12 protein-coding genes are annotated in these 17,451 nt (G+C 62.1%); 5 read left to right on the top strand and 7 right to left on the bottom strand.

The features are described from left to right. Positions 1–24 precede the first annotated feature (24 nt). From B8991_RS17105 to B8991_RS17120, 4 genes are all read right to left on the bottom strand, one after another. Positions 25–1,290, bottom strand: coding sequence for a glycosyltransferase family 4 protein (locus B8991_RS17105; protein WP_084354158.1), 1,266 nt, complete (start codon positions 1,288–1,290; stop codon positions 25–27). 49 nt (positions 1,291–1,339) lie between these two features. Then, complete coding sequence (locus B8991_RS17110; RefSeq protein WP_143514653.1) at positions 1,340–2,746, bottom strand: porin family protein; 1,407 nt, start codon at positions 2,744–2,746, stop codon at positions 1,340–1,342. Continuing rightward, positions 2,718–3,329 (bottom strand): polysaccharide biosynthesis/export family protein, encoded by a 612-nt coding sequence (locus tag B8991_RS17115; RefSeq protein WP_084354160.1) that lies wholly within the window; start codon positions 3,327–3,329, stop codon positions 2,718–2,720. Before B8991_RS17115 ends, B8991_RS17110 begins: the two co-directional genes overlap by 29 nt. Positions 3,330–3,472: 143 nt before the next feature. Next, on the bottom strand, positions 3,473–4,423 hold the full coding sequence (locus B8991_RS17120; protein WP_179141530.1) for a sulfotransferase family protein: 951 nt from the start codon (positions 4,421–4,423) through the stop codon (positions 3,473–3,475). 396 nt (positions 4,424–4,819) lie between these two features. Here B8991_RS17120 and B8991_RS17125 point away from each other — a divergent pair, with 396 nt between their 5' ends. The 5 genes from B8991_RS17125 to B8991_RS17145 all read left to right on the top strand — a co-directional run bounded on the left by B8991_RS17125 (position 4,820) and on the right by B8991_RS17145 (position 11,106). Further along, positions 4,820–5,704 carry an ExeA family protein gene (locus tag B8991_RS17125; protein WP_143514654.1) on the top strand — a complete coding sequence of 295 codons (885 nt, stop codon included), beginning with the start codon at positions 4,820–4,822 and terminating at the stop codon, positions 5,702–5,704. A 1-nt stretch (position 5,705) separates the two neighbouring features. Beyond that, complete coding sequence (locus B8991_RS17130) at positions 5,706–7,241, top strand: GumC family protein (RefSeq protein WP_084354163.1); 1,536 nt, start codon at positions 5,706–5,708, stop codon at positions 7,239–7,241. Positions 7,242–7,280: 39 nt separating this feature from the next. Continuing rightward, a complete protein-coding gene (locus B8991_RS17135; protein ID WP_084354164.1) occupies positions 7,281–8,090 on the top strand; it encodes a tyrosine-protein kinase family protein in 810 nt (269 codons plus the stop codon). 93 nt (positions 8,091–8,183) lie between these two features. Then, positions 8,184–9,611: a mannose-1-phosphate guanylyltransferase/mannose-6-phosphate isomerase gene (locus B8991_RS17140; RefSeq protein ID WP_084354165.1), complete on the top strand. Its 1,428-nt coding sequence runs from the start codon at positions 8,184–8,186 to the stop codon at positions 9,609–9,611. A gap of 124 nt (positions 9,612–9,735) precedes the next feature. Next, positions 9,736–11,106, top strand: a complete 1,371-nt coding sequence (locus B8991_RS17145; protein WP_084354166.1) for an oligosaccharide flippase family protein — start codon at positions 9,736–9,738, stop codon at positions 11,104–11,106. 15 nt (positions 11,107–11,121) lie between these two features. Here the strand turns inward: B8991_RS17145 and B8991_RS17150 are convergent, their stop codons facing one another. The 3 genes from B8991_RS17150 to B8991_RS17160 are packed head-to-tail and all read right to left on the bottom strand — an operon-like array spanning position 11,122 to position 17,437. Continuing rightward, positions 11,122–12,066, bottom strand: a complete 945-nt coding sequence (locus tag B8991_RS17150) for a hypothetical protein (RefSeq protein WP_084354167.1) — start codon at positions 12,064–12,066, stop codon at positions 11,122–11,124. Next, a complete protein-coding gene (locus B8991_RS17155; protein ID WP_084354168.1) occupies positions 12,000–12,734 on the bottom strand; it encodes a 4'-phosphopantetheinyl transferase family protein in 735 nt (244 codons plus the stop codon). The genes B8991_RS17150 and B8991_RS17155 overlap by 67 nt, the downstream gene beginning before the upstream one ends. Then, complete coding sequence (locus tag B8991_RS17160) at positions 12,731–17,437, bottom strand: MupA/Atu3671 family FMN-dependent luciferase-like monooxygenase (RefSeq protein WP_084354169.1); 4,707 nt, start codon at positions 17,435–17,437, stop codon at positions 12,731–12,733. Before B8991_RS17160 ends, B8991_RS17155 begins: the two co-directional genes overlap by 4 nt. Positions 17,438–17,451 lie beyond the last annotated feature (14 nt).

Below are 17,451 nucleotides of genomic sequence, written 5' to 3' on the forward strand. Positions count from 1 at the left end.
CGGCATAATGATGCAGAAACGAGCTTAGTCTGGCCGCTGATCTTGTAAAACAGGGCGGATTTCCGCTCCTGCGCGGCCCGATATCAGCAGTGCCAGCCTCTTTGCCTCACCGGCCACATCGAATTCTGCCAGCACCTTTTTGCGGCCTGTCTGTCCCATGCGGTCGCGTAACGCGGGGTCATGCACCAGTGTCTCGATATGGTTGCGGAGCGTTTTCACGTCGCCTGGTGGTGCGATCAGGCCGCTGACACCTTGCTCGATCAACTCGCTTACGCCTGCTACCTGCGTGGCAATGACGGGCAGGCCGCTTGCCATGGCCTCCATCAGGATCACTGGCACGCCCTCGGCGAAGCTGGGCAGCACGCAGATGTCGTGTTCAGCCAGCGTTTCGGCCACCTCCGCTTGCGACAGGTAGCCGGTAAAGCGTACCCGGTCTCCCAGTCGTGCAGCTTCGTGTTCCAGCCTGGCGCGGTCGGGGCCGTCCCCCACGAGTGTCAGCCGCAGATTTGGAATGCGCATGAAGAGATCGTCGAGCGCCTCGAACAGGACCCGAATGCCCTTCACCGGCGCCAACCGCCCCACGAAGATCAGCCGGATTTCCTTGTCATCGCGGGGCGTGCGTTCCCCGGCATAAAGGGCCGGGTTGACGCCACAGTGGATGATCCGAAATCGGTCCCAGTGTTCGGGTGCGGAAAACAGCATCAACTGGCTGCGGGCATAATGACTGATGGTTGCCACGAAACGCGCCTGTGCCGCTTTCTCGCCCAGCCGTTTGCCCTCGGGGTCATACAGGTCAGACGGCCCGTGCAGGGTGAAGCTGTAGGGCACGCCGGTCAGGTCCCGGGTCAGCATGGCCACTGCGGGCCCGTTGGTGGAAAAATGGCAGTGAATATGGCCGATGTCCTTCTGGCGGACGAAACGCGCCATCATCGTGGCCTCCAGAAAATAGGCCAGATGTGCCACCAGTGATTTCAGCCCCGGATTGCGCAGCCCCAGCGCCCGGCGTAGCGCGGTGAAGTAACGCCCGGGGGTGCGCAGCGCGGCGATCTGAGCAGAGAGCAGCGCCACCGGAGAACGGGCCGCGCGCAGCAGATAGTGGGTATTCCGCGCCGCCTCTTGTTCCGGAGCCCCGCTGAACTGATCGGCTGAGACAAAACGGCAGGAAACGGTTTCGATCTCGGCCCCAAGCGCTCGCAGCGCTGCGATTTCGCGCTGGATGAAGGTCAGTGATACAAGCGGGTAGATCCCGGTCAGATAGGCAATGCGCGGCATGCGGCCGGGGGTGTCCATGGCGAGGGAGGTCCTTTCTTGGGCCGACTTCAAGAGGCCGGAGGGGCGATCAGTTCCAGACGAGCTGTCTCTGTAGCCCGATGAAGACCGTGTTGGAATCGCGATCGGCTGTGCCGTCCTCTTCGACGCGCACCATGGAGATGCCGCCGGTGAAGTCCCAATCTTCTGTCACAGCATGCCGGTAGGTCAGGCCGAGATTGTAGCTGCGGGAGTCGGTGCCGCTATCGGCGCGCTCGTCGCTGTCACGCATGACAAACTCCAGCCCGAACCCGCTTCGGGTTGTCAGGTCCTGCTGGTAGCTCAACGACAACTGGCTGTTGACGACTTCTGCGTCATCGGTATCCGTTGTGGCAACCTGTTCCAGGTCGACGGAGACCGCTCCACGCGGCAATTCCCGACGCCAGGACAGCCCGAAGAGTGGCGCCGGGTCCAGATCTTCTGTCTGAGAGACGCCCAGCGAGTAGCGCAGGCTTCCAAGAGGTCGTTCAAGGCTGTGGATGAAGCGCAATTCGTTGCGCCGCCCGTTGGAGGTGATGCGCGACTGTGTCTGCAATTCCATGGTGGACCGGGGCAGTGCCTGGGTCAGGGACGCATCAAAAACCAGCCCATCCCGGGTAAGATCGCTGGTGCCGCTTTGCTCGATTTCCTGCCATCCCAGCCCGATGCGGCTGGTCAGTCGCGGGGTGACGTCCAATTCGAGATAACTTTCAACACGGGACGTGACAGTGTCGAGATCGCCCGGGCCTTCTTCGTCGAAATCCGTGTAGGCTGCGGCCAGGCCAAGGGTGATCCGCGGATCGAGTTCGAAATGCAGATCACCATCGAAGGACAGGCGGTCGGCATCCTGCAGGTCGGAGTCGGATGTATCGACATAGCGGACCTGCCGTTGCGACAGCCGGTAGCTGCCGCCGAACGGTGCCTCGATGCCGAAAGCGCCGGTCAGCGACAGATTGGCGGTCTGGCGCGCGCCGCTGTCCACGGTGATAAAATCGGTGCTCTGGGTGTCTTCGTCGAAGGTTGTGCTTGTGGTGTTGCCAAGCTCGACTTCGTTGAAGTCGAAGGCGGCGCCGATCTGGGAATGGCCGACATCACGCTGCCAAGCCAGAGACAGGCTGGGGCGCTCGAAGCCCGTGGCGTCGTCATTGGACACTTCCAGATCGCCGCCCAGCGAGAACGAAAGCCGGTCGATCCCGGTGCGGCGTTCCAGCCCGAAGCGCAGGCTGGTGCGTGCCAGCAGGCGGTCCTCGCCGTCAATCGCGAGATCGGGGTTGTCGCTCCATTCGAGGCGTTGTGCGACGTCGAGAGTGAACTGCCGGGCGCTGGCAGGGGTTTCCTGTGCCAGCGGCGTGCTGACACTCATCAGCACAGCCAGGCCGGCGCCTCCTGCTTTGTGATAAGCCCGCCAGTTGCCCGGGCGCCGACGAGGCTTACTCGAACAGGCGGCGTTCTGGAACAAGAATAACATCGCCATCCCTAAGTATGATATCCTGGCGGAGACCTGCGCCCTGCGACATGGCCCGGTAATTGATCGTACTCACGCCTTGGCGACCGGACCGCGGATCGGTGCGGCGCAGCTGGATGCGCTTGGTGGCGGCAAAGCGCGATGGTCCGCCGCCTATGGCGATCGCATGCAGGATGGTGCTGCCGGGTTCCAGTTCGACAAGGCCCGGCGCGCCGACCTCACCCAGAAGATAGACCTTGATCATCTCGGGTTCTTCGGGTTCTACCGGTTCACGTTCGAGCGGCTGAACCGAGACAAAAACGGTCGGCGGGTTGGCGAAATTGCTGGCGATGGCGCCGCGGATGGCGGATTCGATCTGCGAAACGGTTCGTCCGCCGGCACGCAGCGTGCCGGCATAGGGAAAGCTGAAATTGCCATCGGGCAGGACCGCGGTCGAGCGGTTCAGACCGGGATCTTCAAGCACCTCGATTACCAGCATGTCGCCCTGCTGTACCCGGTAGCTGGATTGTGCGTTTGCAACTGTAGCTATGATGAACAGGCAGGCGGCGCACAGGCCGGATAGAATAAGACGTATCATGATGGAAAAGACCCATGGTGACCGAGTTTCGATGACTGTCTAAAAGACGTTGACCTGACTGGTAAACAATCAAACACCTGAAGATGTCAACTTTCTGGTGGCTTGTTCTGTATTTGACACGCGCTGGTGGCACTGGCGAGAGATTACTTGACGTAGCGTTCCATTGCCGCATCCATCCGGCGCCGTGCGGGCTGTCCGAGCGCGGGCCAGCCCAAATGGCGCGAAAGCTTGTCTAACACCGGGTCCCGTAGGCCGAAGCGCTGGATTTGGACCGACCAAGTAGCCCGGCGTTGGCCAATCGCGAGACGTAGTCTTTCAAGGGGGCCGGGTACGACCGGGGGATGGTCGCTTTGTGGGTAGCCACGGGTTATTAGCAACTCACCCAACTGCGCCTCCACGAGGCCGATCTCGCGGGGGGTCTGCTTACGGCGCCACTGATAGGTTAACGATGGATCGGGTTTGGAATAGGTGCTGCTGCCATCATATTCCAGCATGCTAGAGGTGTAGGAAACGCCGAAGAAGTCGCAGATCCGACCAAGGGTTTCTTCGGGCGCCTCGATCAGGGCCTCGTACGTCACTTCCAGCACCTGCTCGGGCGCGAGACGAGGTGCGCAGGCGGACCATTCTCTTTCCGTGTCGAGCCAGTGTCGCACGCCGTAATACGTGGATCCAGCCCAGCCCATACCAATGCTGGAGCGGGCCACATCACGGGGGTCGCGGATCAGATGCAATATTTTCATGTCGGGTAGATGGGTCAGGGCAGTCTCGAGACTGCGGTGCAGCATCAGCACCACGGTGGCGTCTTGTGCCGCTTTCGGACCCTGCATTGTTTCCATCATCCCGTGCATGGTCTGCGGCGCAGACGGATCGAGCCCGAACTGATCGCAGAAAACACGGTAGATCCGGTTGTCGGCCATCGCCTCGACATCAAAGACGGGATCGCCCGGCACGCCGCCGGACACATGGTCAAACATGTAATCGGTCTCGCCGGGGCACGCTAGCCGGTCGTGCTCGTCGAGCATGAGGCGCAGCAATGTCGTGCCAGATCGCAATGCGCCGAAGACGGCGACATGTTGCGGTAGGTTCTGAGACATGCGGTTGTTTCCTTCGTGCATGCAGGGCATCGCAGAAATGCTTGTGACAGCGTATAATGATGTCCCCGTTTTTTCGCAATCACCGGGGATCATGATGGCCATTTCGATTGAGGCGGTGTATCCGACGCTGGAAGTGGCGAATACACTGTTTGTCGCGATCTCTGTCTGGAAAGTGCGCTGTTGGCTTGCACGACATAAACTTCGACTGTCGCCAGGTTAGCACCAAATAGCTGTATTAGCGGAGCACGGCACCCCAAAATAAACTAAGGTTTGGGTAAAGCGGCTTTAAGCAAAGAACAATTAAGACTATATTCAGGCATGGTGTGGGGGTGTAGTGACGCGTATCGCGTGACGTTCACTGCGGTGAGAAGTTTCACGTTTGTATTTGAGGTTAGTGTGAAGACGGATCTGTACCTGCAACATTTCGGTTTTTCGGAGCGGCCTTTCACGCTGTTGCCGGATCCGGATTTCATGTTCTGGTCCAAGGCACACAAGCGGGCGTTCTCGGTGCTTGAATACGGGTTGATGACCCGCGCGCCCCTGACGGTCGTGACCGGCGAGGTCGGTACCGGCAAGACGACACTTTTGCAGGCGATGCTTGCCGATATGAGCGAGGATGCCGTGGTCGGGCTGATTTCGAACGCGCAAGGGGGACGGGGCGATCTGCTGTGTTGGGTGCTCAACGCCTTCGACCTCGCTGTTGCGCCGGGCGCCGATTATGTGACCATGTTCCAGCAGTTCGTCGATTTTGTTCTGGAGCAATATGCGCGCGGACATTTCGTGGTGCTGGTGATCGACGAGGCGCAGAATCTGACGCCGGAGACACTGGAAGAGTTGCGGATGCTTACCAATGTCAATTCCAACAAGGATGAGCTTTTGCAATTCGTGCTTCTGGGCCAGCCGGAACTGCGCGAGATGATCTCGCAGCCGGAACTGCGCCAATTCGCGCAGCGGGTCAGCGTGAGCTATCACCTGACGCCGATGGATCGCGCCAATACAGGCGACTATATCCGGTTTCGTCTGCGCAGCGTGGACGGCACCGGGGACGAAATTTCCGGAGAGGCCACCGACATGATTCACGAGATCAGCGGCGGCGTGCCGCGGATGATCAACAAGATCTGCGATCTGGCGCTGGTCTATGCGGCAAGCGCGGAGGTGGGGCAGGTGGTGCCCGACATCGTCCGGGAACTGATGGAGGATGGCGTCATCCTGATTTCGCGCCCTGATCCGCTGGTCCTGTCCAAATCCTTCTGTATTCCCTCGTCGGAGGCTGCCGAGTAATATGTTGCCGATACGGTTTTACTGGATGCTCGTGCGGCGGCGTATGCCGCTGATGGTTGGCTTGGCGATGGTCTGCTCTGCGATCGCGGTCTATGCTGCGCTGGCGCTGCCGCCGGTTTATTCCGCCACGGCCCGCCTGCAGGTGGAGGCGCAGCAGATTCCCGACGACATGGTGGCCTCCATCGTGCGCACCGAGGCGTCCGAGCAGCTTCAGCTGATCCAGGAACAGCTGATGACGCGGGCGAACCTGCTCGAGATTGCCCGCAAGTACCGGGCCTTCGCGAACATGAACGAGATGACGCCCGACAGCATCGTCGATGCGATGCAGCAGAACACGCGTATCCGCCGGTCGAGCGGACGCAACGAAGCCACGCTGATGTCGATCACCTTCACCGCCGCGCGCGGGCAGGTCGCGGCGGATGTGGTCAACGATTACACGACGCTGGTGCTGGAGGCCAACGCCACCTTCCGGCGCGAGCGGGCGCAGAACACGCTGACCTTCTTTCAGCAGGAAACCGAGCGTCTGGCCGACGAGATCGACACCCAGAGCAACCGGATCATTGCCTTCAAGAACGAGAATGTGGACGCGCTGCCCGAAGATCTGAGTTACCGCCAGAACCGGCAAGCAGTGTTGCAGGAACGGGTGGGACGGCTGGAACAGGAACGGGCCGGGGTGATCAACCAGCGCAACGAGATGGTGTCGCTTTTCGAGGCCACCGGGCGGCTCGACCGGCCGTTGGCAGAACTCTCTCCCGAGGAGCGCCGCCTCGAAGATCTCAAGCAGCAGTTGCGTGAGCTTCTGGCGGTCTATTCCGAGACCAACCCGAGAGTCGTGCTGGTGCAGAACCAGATTGCCCGGCTGGAAGCCAACATGGTCGAGACGGGGGCCATCCCGGGTGATGACGACGCGCCCGCGCAAGAGGCGTCGATCATCGACGTCACGCTGGCCGAACTGGATCAGCGGGTGATCGAGATCGATCAGGAAGTCACCCGGGTCAGCGACGAACTTGAACGTCTGGCCCGCGCCATCGCGGCGACGTCCACCAACTCGATCACGCTGGAACGTCTGGACCGCGACCTTGAGAGCATCCGGATGCGCTACAACACCACGCTCAACAATCTCAACCAGGCACGTATGGCCGAGCGGGTCGAGGTCAACGCGCAGGGCCAGCGCATCAGCCTGATCGAGGGGGCTGTCGTGCCGCAGGATCCGTCCGGGCCGCCGCGCAAGAAGATCGCCGCGGCCGGCGTGGGTGGCGGGCTGATGCTGGCCATCGGTGTCTTCGTGCTGTTCGAGTTTCTGAACCAGAGGGTGCGCCATCCCGCCGAGATCCAGTCGCGCTTCAATATCGTGCCGATCGGGGTTCTTCCCTACCTGGAGACGCGAGGCGAGCGCTTGCGGCGGCGCAGCCTGCAGGTTTTGGCGCTGGTGGCGGTGCTCACGCTCGTGCCGGCAGGGCTTTATTATGTGCACACAGAGTTCATGCCGCTTGAGATCCTCGCCGATCGTGTTCTGCAAAAGCTGGGATTGACCTGATGATGCGGGTTGGCGGACTTCCGGAAGGACGGATGTAGAATGGAAAAACTTCAGGCCGCTCTGGCCAGGGCCCGAAACCAGCGTGACGGGCGCGAGGATCAGACCAAAGCCCCCCGGCGTCGCCAGACAGGCTTGCCACAGACCGTGCCAGAGCCTTGGGAAGCGCTGGAAAAGGTCGATCTGTCCCACGCGGGTCTGCGGCAGCACCGGATCGTGGCACATGATGCCGGTCGTGGGGCGACGAATTTTGACATTCTGCGGACCAAGATCCTGATGCAGATGCAGCAGAACGGCTGGACCCGCCTGGCGATCACTTCGCCGGTCTCCTCAAGTGGCAAGACGACCGTCGCCTGCAATCTCGCGCTTGGTCTTGGACGCCAGGGCAACCTGCGCACGATGCTGTTCGATTTCGATCTGGGCGACCCTTCGGTCCATGAGTATCTGGGCATCGAACGGTCGCAGCGCCTTTCGGATGTGCTGTCCGGGCGGGTGCCGTTGGGCGACCATGCGATACGCGTGCGCGACAATGTAGCGGTCGTGACGTCACCAGAGCCGGAGCCCGATCCCACGCAGTTCATCCTGTCGGATCGGATGGAGACGTTTCTCAACGCCACGCAAGAAAGCTACCAACCGGACATCATGATCTTCGACCTGCCTGCCGTTCTCAGCGGGGACCGGGCGCGGGCATTTCTCAAGACAGTCGATTGTGCGCTGATCGTGGCGCTGGCGGGCCGGACCAAGTTCAGCGATCTCGACGCCTGCGAGCGCGAAGTGGCCGAAAGCACGAATGTGCTGGGTGTGGTGATGAATGGCTGTCATCCCAGCGCCATGCCCCGCGAGGACCTGTGATCCGTTTCAATCCCGCCACCGCCGCGTCGATTCAAACGTGGACAACCGCACCTCCCCGATCATAAACAGAAACCATTCAAAGAAAGGTTTTTCATGGTGAAGATGACTCCGGTGCTTTTGTGTGGTGGGTCCGGCACACGGCTCTGGCCACTGTCACGCAAATCGTATCCCAAGCAGTTCTCCTCCCTCATGGGCGCGCAGAGTCTGTTTCAGGCCTCCACTCACCGGTTGTCAGGCGATGCGTTCGCAGCGCCACTGATCGTCACGGGCGAGGATTTCCGCTTCATCGTGTCCGAACAGCTTGCTGCCATTCATCAGCAGGCACAGACCATCCTGATCGAACCCGAGGGGCGCAACACCGCACCCGCCGTGTTGGCCGCGGCGCTGTGGCTGGCGGAGCATGACCCCGATGGGCTGATGCTTGTCGCGCCCTCCGATCACGTCATTCCCGATGCGGAAGCTTTTGGCGCGGCCATCGCCGCTGCCGTGCCGCGGGCCGAGGCCGGCGATCTGGTGACCTTTGGCATCGCACCCACCCGGCCCGAAACGGGATATGGCTATCTTGAGCTTGCGCCCGGCGCCGATACGTCGGTCTCCACGCCGCAACCATTGGCCCGCTTCGTCGAAAAACCCGATGCGGGGCGCGCGGCAGAAATGCTTGGCGCAGGTAATTTTCTTTGGAACGCGGGCATCTTCCTGTTCTCGACCAAGGCCATCCTCGCCGCCTACGAGGCGCATGCCCCCGAACTGATCGAGAGTGCGCGCGCCGCGGTGGCCGGATCGGCGCGGGATCTGGGCTTCACCCGCCTGGCCGCAGACCCTTGGGCAGAGCTTGCCGATATCTCGATCGACTATGCGATCATGGAAAAGGCCGACAATCTCGTGGTGATGCCCTATGGCGGCGACTGGTCGGATCTGGGCGGCTGGGACGCAGTCTGGCAGGAAAGCGGGCCGGATGCGGCGGGAAATGTGGCGTCCAACAATGCAACCGCCATTGATTGCCGGAACACGCTTTTGCGCAGTGAGGCCGAGGGGCTGGAACTGGTGGGCATCGGGCTGGATGACATGATCGCCGTGGCCATGCCGGATGCGGTTCTGGTGGCCCATAAATCCGACAGCCAGCGCGTGAAAGAGGCCGTCGCGACCCTGAAGGAGAAAGGCGCCAAACAGGCAACCACCTTCCCTGTAGATCATCGCCCCTGGGGCTGGTTCGAAAGTCTCGTGCTCGGCGACCGCTTTCAAGTCAAGCGCATCGTGGTGCATCCCGGCGCGGCCCTCAGCCTGCAAAGCCACCATCACCGTTCCGAGCATTGGATCGTGGTGCAGGGCACCGCCAAGGTCACGGTGGATGACGAGGTGAAGCTGGTGACCGAGAACCAATCGGTCTACATCCCGCTGGGCGGTGTTCACCGGATGGAAAACCCCGGCAAGGTCGACATGGTGCTGATCGAAGTGCAGACAGGTTCCTATCTGGGTGAAGACGACATCATCCGCTACGAAGACGTTTACGCGCGCAATTGAAAGTAACTTCGGATGATCAAGTACGGATTTGCCGTGGCCGACAAGGCTTTTCTGCGCGACCTGTTTGTGGCGTCCATATGATGGGCATCATACGGCCCTGCCGCCCCTACACCCGGCATGCGTCATGCTAGGGGTCATCCGAACCAAACTGTCGGGGGACGGCTTGGGTGCGCGCGTCATGCGCGGCTCGGCCCTGACTTTTATGGGCTTCGGCACCAGCCAGTTTCTGCGGCTGGGATCGAACCTGATCGTGACGCGACTGCTGTTTCCTGAAGCCTTCGGCCTGATGGCGATCATGACACTGTTCCTGACCGGGCTGCAAATGGTTTCCGATATTGGATTGACCACCGGGATTGTGCGATCCAAACGCGGCGACGATCCGGTGTTTCTCAACACGTGTTGGACTCTACAGATCATTCGTGGCGTGCTGCTGGCCGCGATCTGCTGTATCATCGCCGGCCCGGTTGCGCGTTTTTATGGTGAGCCGATCCTGCATGAACTGATGTACGGGGTTGCCTTCACGGTTTTTGTGATGGGATTGCGTTCAACTCGCATTGCCACAGCGACCCGGAAAATCCTTCTGGGGCGACTGACGCTGCTGGATCTGGGAAGTCAGGTCTTGTCGATTCTGTCCATGATCGTGTTGGCAATGATCTGGGAATCTGTATGGGCGCTGATGATTGGGATGATTGTTGCGAACATGTCCAAAGCGGTTCTTTCCCATGTCATGCTGCCGGGTCACCCCAGCCGCCTCACACTCGAGCGTGCCGCCGTGCTCGAACAGTACCATTTTGGAAAATACCTCTTCGTCAGCTCCGGTCTGACCTTCGTGATCGACAATGGTGATCGGATTCTGCTGTCGAAGTTTCTTAGCCTTTCCAGTCTTGCTTTTTACAATATCGCGTACTTCTTTGCTTCCGTGCCACTGATCCTCATGGGAAATTTCGTAAACCGGATTGTCTATCCGCTTTACAGTGCTCATCCGCCAGCGGAGTCGGAGGCTAATCGCCGTGCTATTTCAAAGACGCGTTTCGCTTTGACGGGGGGCATGTTCACGCTGCTCTTCGGATTTGGGTTGCTGGGACAGTGGTTGATCGAACTGCTTTATACCGAGAATTACTGGCAGGCCGGGCCGATCCTTGTGGCGTTGACAGTGTCGCTGATGCCCAATTTAATCGTGCAGGGATATGCCTTCGTTTTACTCGCAAATGGCAAGTCCGGGACTTATACGGGCTTTCAGTTGTTCCGGGCGGTTCTCCAAACCACTTTATTGACGATCGGACTCATGCAATACGGCCTGATCGGCGCCTTGGTCGCGCAGCCGGTGGCGGTTTTGCTCACTTATCCGGTGCTGGTCTATCTGATCCGTCCCTACAAGGCAGAAGATCCGCTGCATGACATTGTCTTTACTGTTCTTACGCTGCTCTCTGCAGGGATCGTCTTCTGGCTCAATGGCGACGCATTGTCGTATGTGATCAACGTGTCCATGTCATGACCGGTTCGAAGCCGCTTACTTCTGCGACACCCCGCTCGGAGAATAGGCCGTCACGACCCGCCAAACGGTTTCCTGCATCGCGCGGGCGGCCTCTGGTCCGGGATCGGCTGCGGGCGTGCCGCTGGTCTTGTCCAACGCATGCGCCAACCCCTCTGGGGAGCGACCATAGAGCACCGCGTAATGGGTCAGCGCCATCAGGTAAGCACCGTAATCGTTGAAGTGGATCTGATCCCCGAACAGGTCCTTGCGGCTCTGGATCGGTCCGATCCCGCCCGCGGCCTCAAACTGGCGCACGAAGGCCGCCATCACCTGTCCGCCGGGGATCACGTAAATCGGCCGGGTGACATCGTCATGGGCCAGCGTGCGGCGCAGGATCTCGCCTTCCCAATAAAGACCCAAGTCGCGGTCGAGCCTGGCCAGCCAGCCTTCTTCATCGTCAAGCTGGTGCCATGTCTCGTAGAGATAGACCCGTGCCTCGGGGTTCCCGTCCCAGGCGGCCTTGGCCCATTTGCGCAAGTATTCCTGCGAATCTTGATACTTGATACTGTCGCGGATCTCGACGGTTTCGGTCAGCACCACCACGTCATATTCACCCGAGGCCAGCGCCTCATGTGGATCGCGGAATTGCGCATGGGCGTTTTCCTGTTCGAACCCTTTCACGGGAATATCCGGTTCCCAGTGCTCGCGCAGATTGGCACCCCAGCCCAGTTGGCTGTTGAAGCTGTGACCGTCCTCCGCCAGTTGCGCCAGCATCACCGGCATGTCCTTGCCCACAAGGCTGTGCCCCAGATGATAGACCCGGAGCGGGGCCTCGGGCGGTACCAGAGGCTTTTCGTAAAGCGCGTCGAAGGCGGCTTTATCGATCGGCTCGGGTGGGCCTTCGCAGCGGGAAGTCAGTCCGCAGGCGGACAGGAGTAGCAGGAGGAAAGCGGTGGACTTTCGTTTGAAGCGATGCAGCATGCCATACTCCTGGATAGAAAAGCGAAGCTCGCGATAAGGGTTTCAGTCCTCAAAGCGTGTACGGTGATCATTTTCGACACGGCAGGCGGATCAAGAAGAAATTCTGCCTGAAACTCGGTCGAATTCGGTGTGAGGAAGACCGCGTCGAAGCCGAGAACGCGCCCGGTCAGCGGGTATTGAGCCTTGTAGACGGCCTCCTTGGCGGAAAATATTGCCTTGGCGTGTCGTCCGCGGGTTGGTTCGGGCTGGCACATCAGCCAGTCCACTTCTTGCGGCGTCAGAATGTCGGGCCAGAGATCGGCGTCCAGCGGTGTGTCGTCCTCGATGTCGATGCCGAGTGTTGCAGCCCGGTCAAGCGGCGCGACAACCGCGACGGCGGCGCCGGCGCAATGGGAGATCGATCCGCACAGGCCTTCTGGCCAGATGGGGGCACGGTCCGCCCCCATGGGGATGGCCACAGGCGGCAGGCTCAGTTCCGCCATCGCAGCACGCGCGGCGGCGCGCCCGGCTGCGAACTCCCTGTGGCGTTTTTCGACCATCTTCCGGGTTGCCTCTGCCTCTTCCGCAAAGAGAGGGGCGGACATGCCACGGGGGTCGGTCACACCCACGCCGATACCGGGGCCCACGCAGGCACGCAAGGCAGCGGCCAGCGCGGGCAGGTCGGTCATTCGGGCTGCCGGGACCTGCGGGCGCGCATTTCCCGGCGCCGCGCCATGGCATCGGCGCGGGCATTGCCGGTTTCAGGTGCAGAGCCCTCGGTCGGACTGGCCGGGGTTTGTGTCATGGGTTTGGCCGGTTTGGCCGGTTTGGCAGGGGCGGCGCCACCGCCAAGCTTGCCTTGCACAGCTTCGGCAAGGTCACCCAGAACGGGGAACCGGAAAATATCGGTGATCGACAGCTTGGTGACACCCAGACGGGTGCGGATTTCCCGGTGTGTCTGGACCGCCAGCAGCGAGTGCCCGCCCATATCAAAGAAATTGTCCCGTGCCGAGATATCGCCCACGCCAAGCGTTGCCGCCCAGATGGCCGCGATTTCGGCGGTGACCTCTTCCAGACTGCGGGTTTCGCCCGCTGGCGGCGCAGCACCGTTTCCTGCGGGGGCAGGTTGCGGCGCGGGCCGGGGCGCGGCTGCACGAACCGGGGTCGCGGGCACGGGCAGCGCCTTGCGGTCCACCTTCTTGTTGGGGGTCAGCGGGAAGGCATCGAGCGCCACGAACCGCGCCGGGACCATATGCGCAGGCAGATGCTCGGCGAGAAGGGTCTTGAGCTTGGCTTCCTCCACCGGGTTGTCGGTCAGCAGATAGGCCACCAGTTGCTGCACGCCGGGCTGGTCCTCACGCGCGACCACAACCGACTGGCGGATGCCGTCCAGCGTGTCGATGACGCTTTCAATCTCGCCCAGTTCGATCCGGTAGCCACGCAGCTTGACCTGGAAATCGGTCCGGCCAAGGAAATCGAGCGTGCGGTCCATGCGCCAACGCATCAGATCACCCGTGCGGTAGAGCCGCGCGCCTTCGCGGTCCGAGAAGGGATCGGGGATGAAACGGTCCGCCGTCAGGTCGGGCCGCTCCCAATAGCCGCGTGTCACCCCGTCGCCGCCGATGAAAAGCTCGCCCGCTGCGCCGATGGGAAGCGGCTGCAGCTTGTCATCCAGCACATAGACCTGCGTATTGGCGATGGGGGTGCCGATGCCCACAACGCCAGCGCCGGCCGCGGCCGTCTGGGTGGTGGACCAGATCGTGGTCTCTGTGGGCCCGTACATGTTTTCGATATGGGCGCGGGTCAGGCCACCCAATTCGCCCACCAACGCGCCGGGCAGCGCCTCGCCGCCCACCATCAGGTGCTTGACATGGGCCAGCGCATCACTGGCTTCATCGTTCATCACCAGCATCCGCGCCATCGACGGCGTGCATTGCATATGGGTCACGCCATGCCGGACGATCTGGGCGGCGATGGAATAGTCATCCTCGGCCGGGCCTGCGCCTTCATTGGCGATGCGCAGCACCTCGGCCAGCGGTTCCAGCCCGGCAAGGATCGTGTCCACATCGATGCCGTAATCGATCAGACAGGCAATCTCGGTCACGCCGAAGCTCTTGACCTGCGCAACCCGCGTCAGCGCGTCCTCGACCGTGCCAAACAGCCCGCTATCGTTGAAATAACGCTCAAAAGCGAAATCGAGGATGCCTTCCAGTTCTTCCTCTGTCAGCGATCCCAGATCCAGCTGGAAAGCATTGTCCACGCCCTTGGGTTTCTTGAAGGCGGGAAACGCCCAGGCATATTGCTTGATAAGCCCCGCAGCCGAGCGCAGGTAATCCTTCATCGGCTCGCGCGCGATTTCGCGGGCCTCGTCGCGGGTGTCCGCCAGGAAGCTGTGCAACATCAGCGTCACCTTGAAGCGGGCCGGATCATGCCCGGCTTCGCGCAGCGTCTCATGGTAGAGCTTGATCTTCTCGCCGACCTCTTCGACGGACTGGCCCAACAGGTGGGTCAGCACATTGCAGCCGTTGCGCCCGGCTTCTTTCCAGGTCTCGGGATTGCCCGCCGTGGTCACCCACAGATCCGGGGTTTTCGAGATCGGCCGCGGCTGGGTGATGACGGCATGCATCTGCCCGTCCTTGCGGGCAAATTCCACCGGCTCGCCCGCCCAGAGCTTGCGCAGATCGGCGATCTGGCGGAACATCGCGGGCTTGTTTTCAGGCGGGGTGTTTTCGGGGCGCAGCACAAAGTCATCCGGCTGCCATCCGCTGGCGATGGCCAGACCCGCGCGCCCGTTGGTCAGGTTGTCGATCACCGCCCATTCCTCGGCGATACGCGCGGTATGGTGCAGCGGGGCGACGCAGGACCCGGCCCGCACACCGATATTTTTCGTCAGCCCGGCCACAGCCGCGCCGGTGACCGAGGGGTTGGGATAGGGGCCGCCGAAGGCATGGAAATGCCGTTCGGGCGTCCAGACTGCGCAGAACCCGTTTTCATCGGCGAATTTCGCGCCTTCCAGAAGCGAGCGGTACTTGTCCCGGCCCACGCCATCGTCATTGCCCCAGTAATAGAGGCTGAATTCCATGCCGCCGAGGCCCGCGCCCGAAGGGGCATCGCCGGATACCAATGCGCGGCTTTCATCGCCCGACAGCACCAGCTTGAATCCCCGCGCCAGTGTCCAGAAAATCTCCAACACCGAAATGTCGAAGGACAGCGAGGTGACAGCCAGCCAGACCCCGCCGGGCTTGTGATCGATCCGGTCGTCCATCCCGGCAAAGAAATTGGCCACGTTGCGGTGTTCGATCATCACCCCCTTGGGCCGCCCGGTCGAACCGGATGTATAGATCATATAGGCCAGATCCGCGCCCGTGACCCCGCTGTCGGGGGCGGTTTCCGGCTGGGCGCTCATGTCGGTTTCAATGTCGAGGATCTGCGCGGCGCTTTGCGGCAGGGTGGCGGCCAGTTCGGCATTGGTCACGATCACCGCCGCGCGACTGTCTTCGATGTAAAGCGCGGTGCGTTCGGCGGGGTAGGCGGGATCCATCGGCAGGTAGGCCCCGCCGGCCTTCAGGATGGCAAAGGCGGCAATCACAAGCTCTGCCGAGCGCGGCAGGTGCAGCCCGACGATGCTGCCGGGTTTCACCCCCAGCGCGATCAGCTGATGCGCCATGCGGTTGGCCGCCGCATCAAGCGCGGCATAGCTGAGGGTCGTGCCCTCGAAGGCCAGTGCCTCGGCTTGCGGGCTGCGCGCCACCTGTGCCTCGAAGGCCTGATGCATGCAGAGAGCGGCCTCGTAGGGTTTGTCGGTGGCGTTCCAGTCCACGACGACCTGCTGGCGTTCGGCATCGGGCAGGATCGGCAGGGTTGCCGGATCGTCGCTGCCCTCCAGATGCGCCAGAAGATGTGTCAGCCGCGCGGCATGAAGATCAAGCGCCGCGTCGCTGATCCGGGACTTGTCGGCAAAAAGCATCGCCGCTCCGGACCCTGTCGCGAAGGTCAGCGCGGTTTGGCCCACGAGGCCTGCTTCGGGGTCTTCGGACAGGCCCAGAACGGGCAGGGCGGGGGGCTCGGCACCGGGCAGGCGGGCGATCAGGTCGGCGGCAAAGGGTCCGCGGGCGCGGGCCTCGGCCATGGCGGTGTCCAGCGCAGAGGCCATTTTGGCAAAACTGTCGCCCTGATCGACGCGCAGCGGCAGCCAGTCGGCAATATAGGCTGCGCCGGGGCCTTGCGGGGCTGGTGCATGCAGCGCCAGATCGACCCGAAACGCCCCGGATAGCCGCGCGCCCAGAAGGGCAAAGGCGGCACGAGCCTTGTCCTGCGGCAACCCTTCGGGCAGAGCCACGGGGCGCGCGATAGGCTGGTGCGGACCGTCAGCGGGCTGCAAGAGGGGCAGGTCGAGCGGGTGTATACCCTCAAGCGTGGCGCGCCATGCGGGATCGGTGGCCGCAAGTGGCGTCAGCGCTTCTGTCAGGGCCGTTTTGGTCTGGGCCGCAAGCGCGGGCAGGATCGCCCCAACCCGGGTGATGTCCTGCGGCGCGGCAGGCGCGCCGTTGCAATCGGTGATCCGGGTCAGGACCAGATCGCCCGCGCCGGTGGCGATGGACAGCATATCGGCATCGGCGGCCAGCACCGCGCCGGGGGCAGCGCCGGATGTGCTGGTGGCCACATGCGCCTCATGTGCCAGCCAGACCCGCCCGCCGGCCTCGAACTTGGAGATGCAGAGCGGATTCCAGTAATCGCCATGATCCAGCGCCCGCACCATCCGCGCCAGATCGGCGGCGGGCCGGGTGAAATCAAGCCGCGCGCCTGCTTCGGGTCGGTCATCGCGGGCGAAATAGCTGCGCCGGGACAGATCCTGAGCCTGCCTTGCAGGATCCGGTTTTGCCAGTTCCGCCACCACGTTGGGGAAGCTGTCGATGGCTGCGGCATAGCATTTGGTGTTGAGCGTCAGCGCCGTGTCAGCATCAGAGACGGGGAAGCGCGCGGTTGCGATCAGGTCGCCCTCGTCCACGCCGCCCTCGATCATGTGCCAGCTGATGCCGTGTTCGGCCTCGCCCGCCAGCGCCGCCCAGACCGGCGCATTCAGCCCCGCATAGGCAGGCAGTGGCCCGTCATGGAAATTCACCGCGCCGCGTTTGGGCATTGCCAGCACCGCCTGCGGGATGATGTCGAGATTGGCGATCGACAACAGCCAGTCGAAGTCTTGCCCCGCCAGCCGGTCAGCCAGACCCGGCCCGGTCGCCACCACATTCAGACCATGCCCTTCGGCCCAGGCGCGCACATCGGCGTTGCGGGTGACGACGCCGCGGATCGGGTGATCCCCTTCCAGAAGCAGTTCACCGCATTGAATGACAAGGCTTTCGTTGCCGATAATGACAGAGCTAAATTGGGACATGAAAAACAGGCTGC

The organism is Primorskyibacter flagellatus, from assembly GCF_900176485.1.
GTDB classification, from domain to species: Bacteria; Pseudomonadota; Alphaproteobacteria; order Rhodobacterales; family Rhodobacteraceae; genus Primorskyibacter; species Primorskyibacter flagellatus.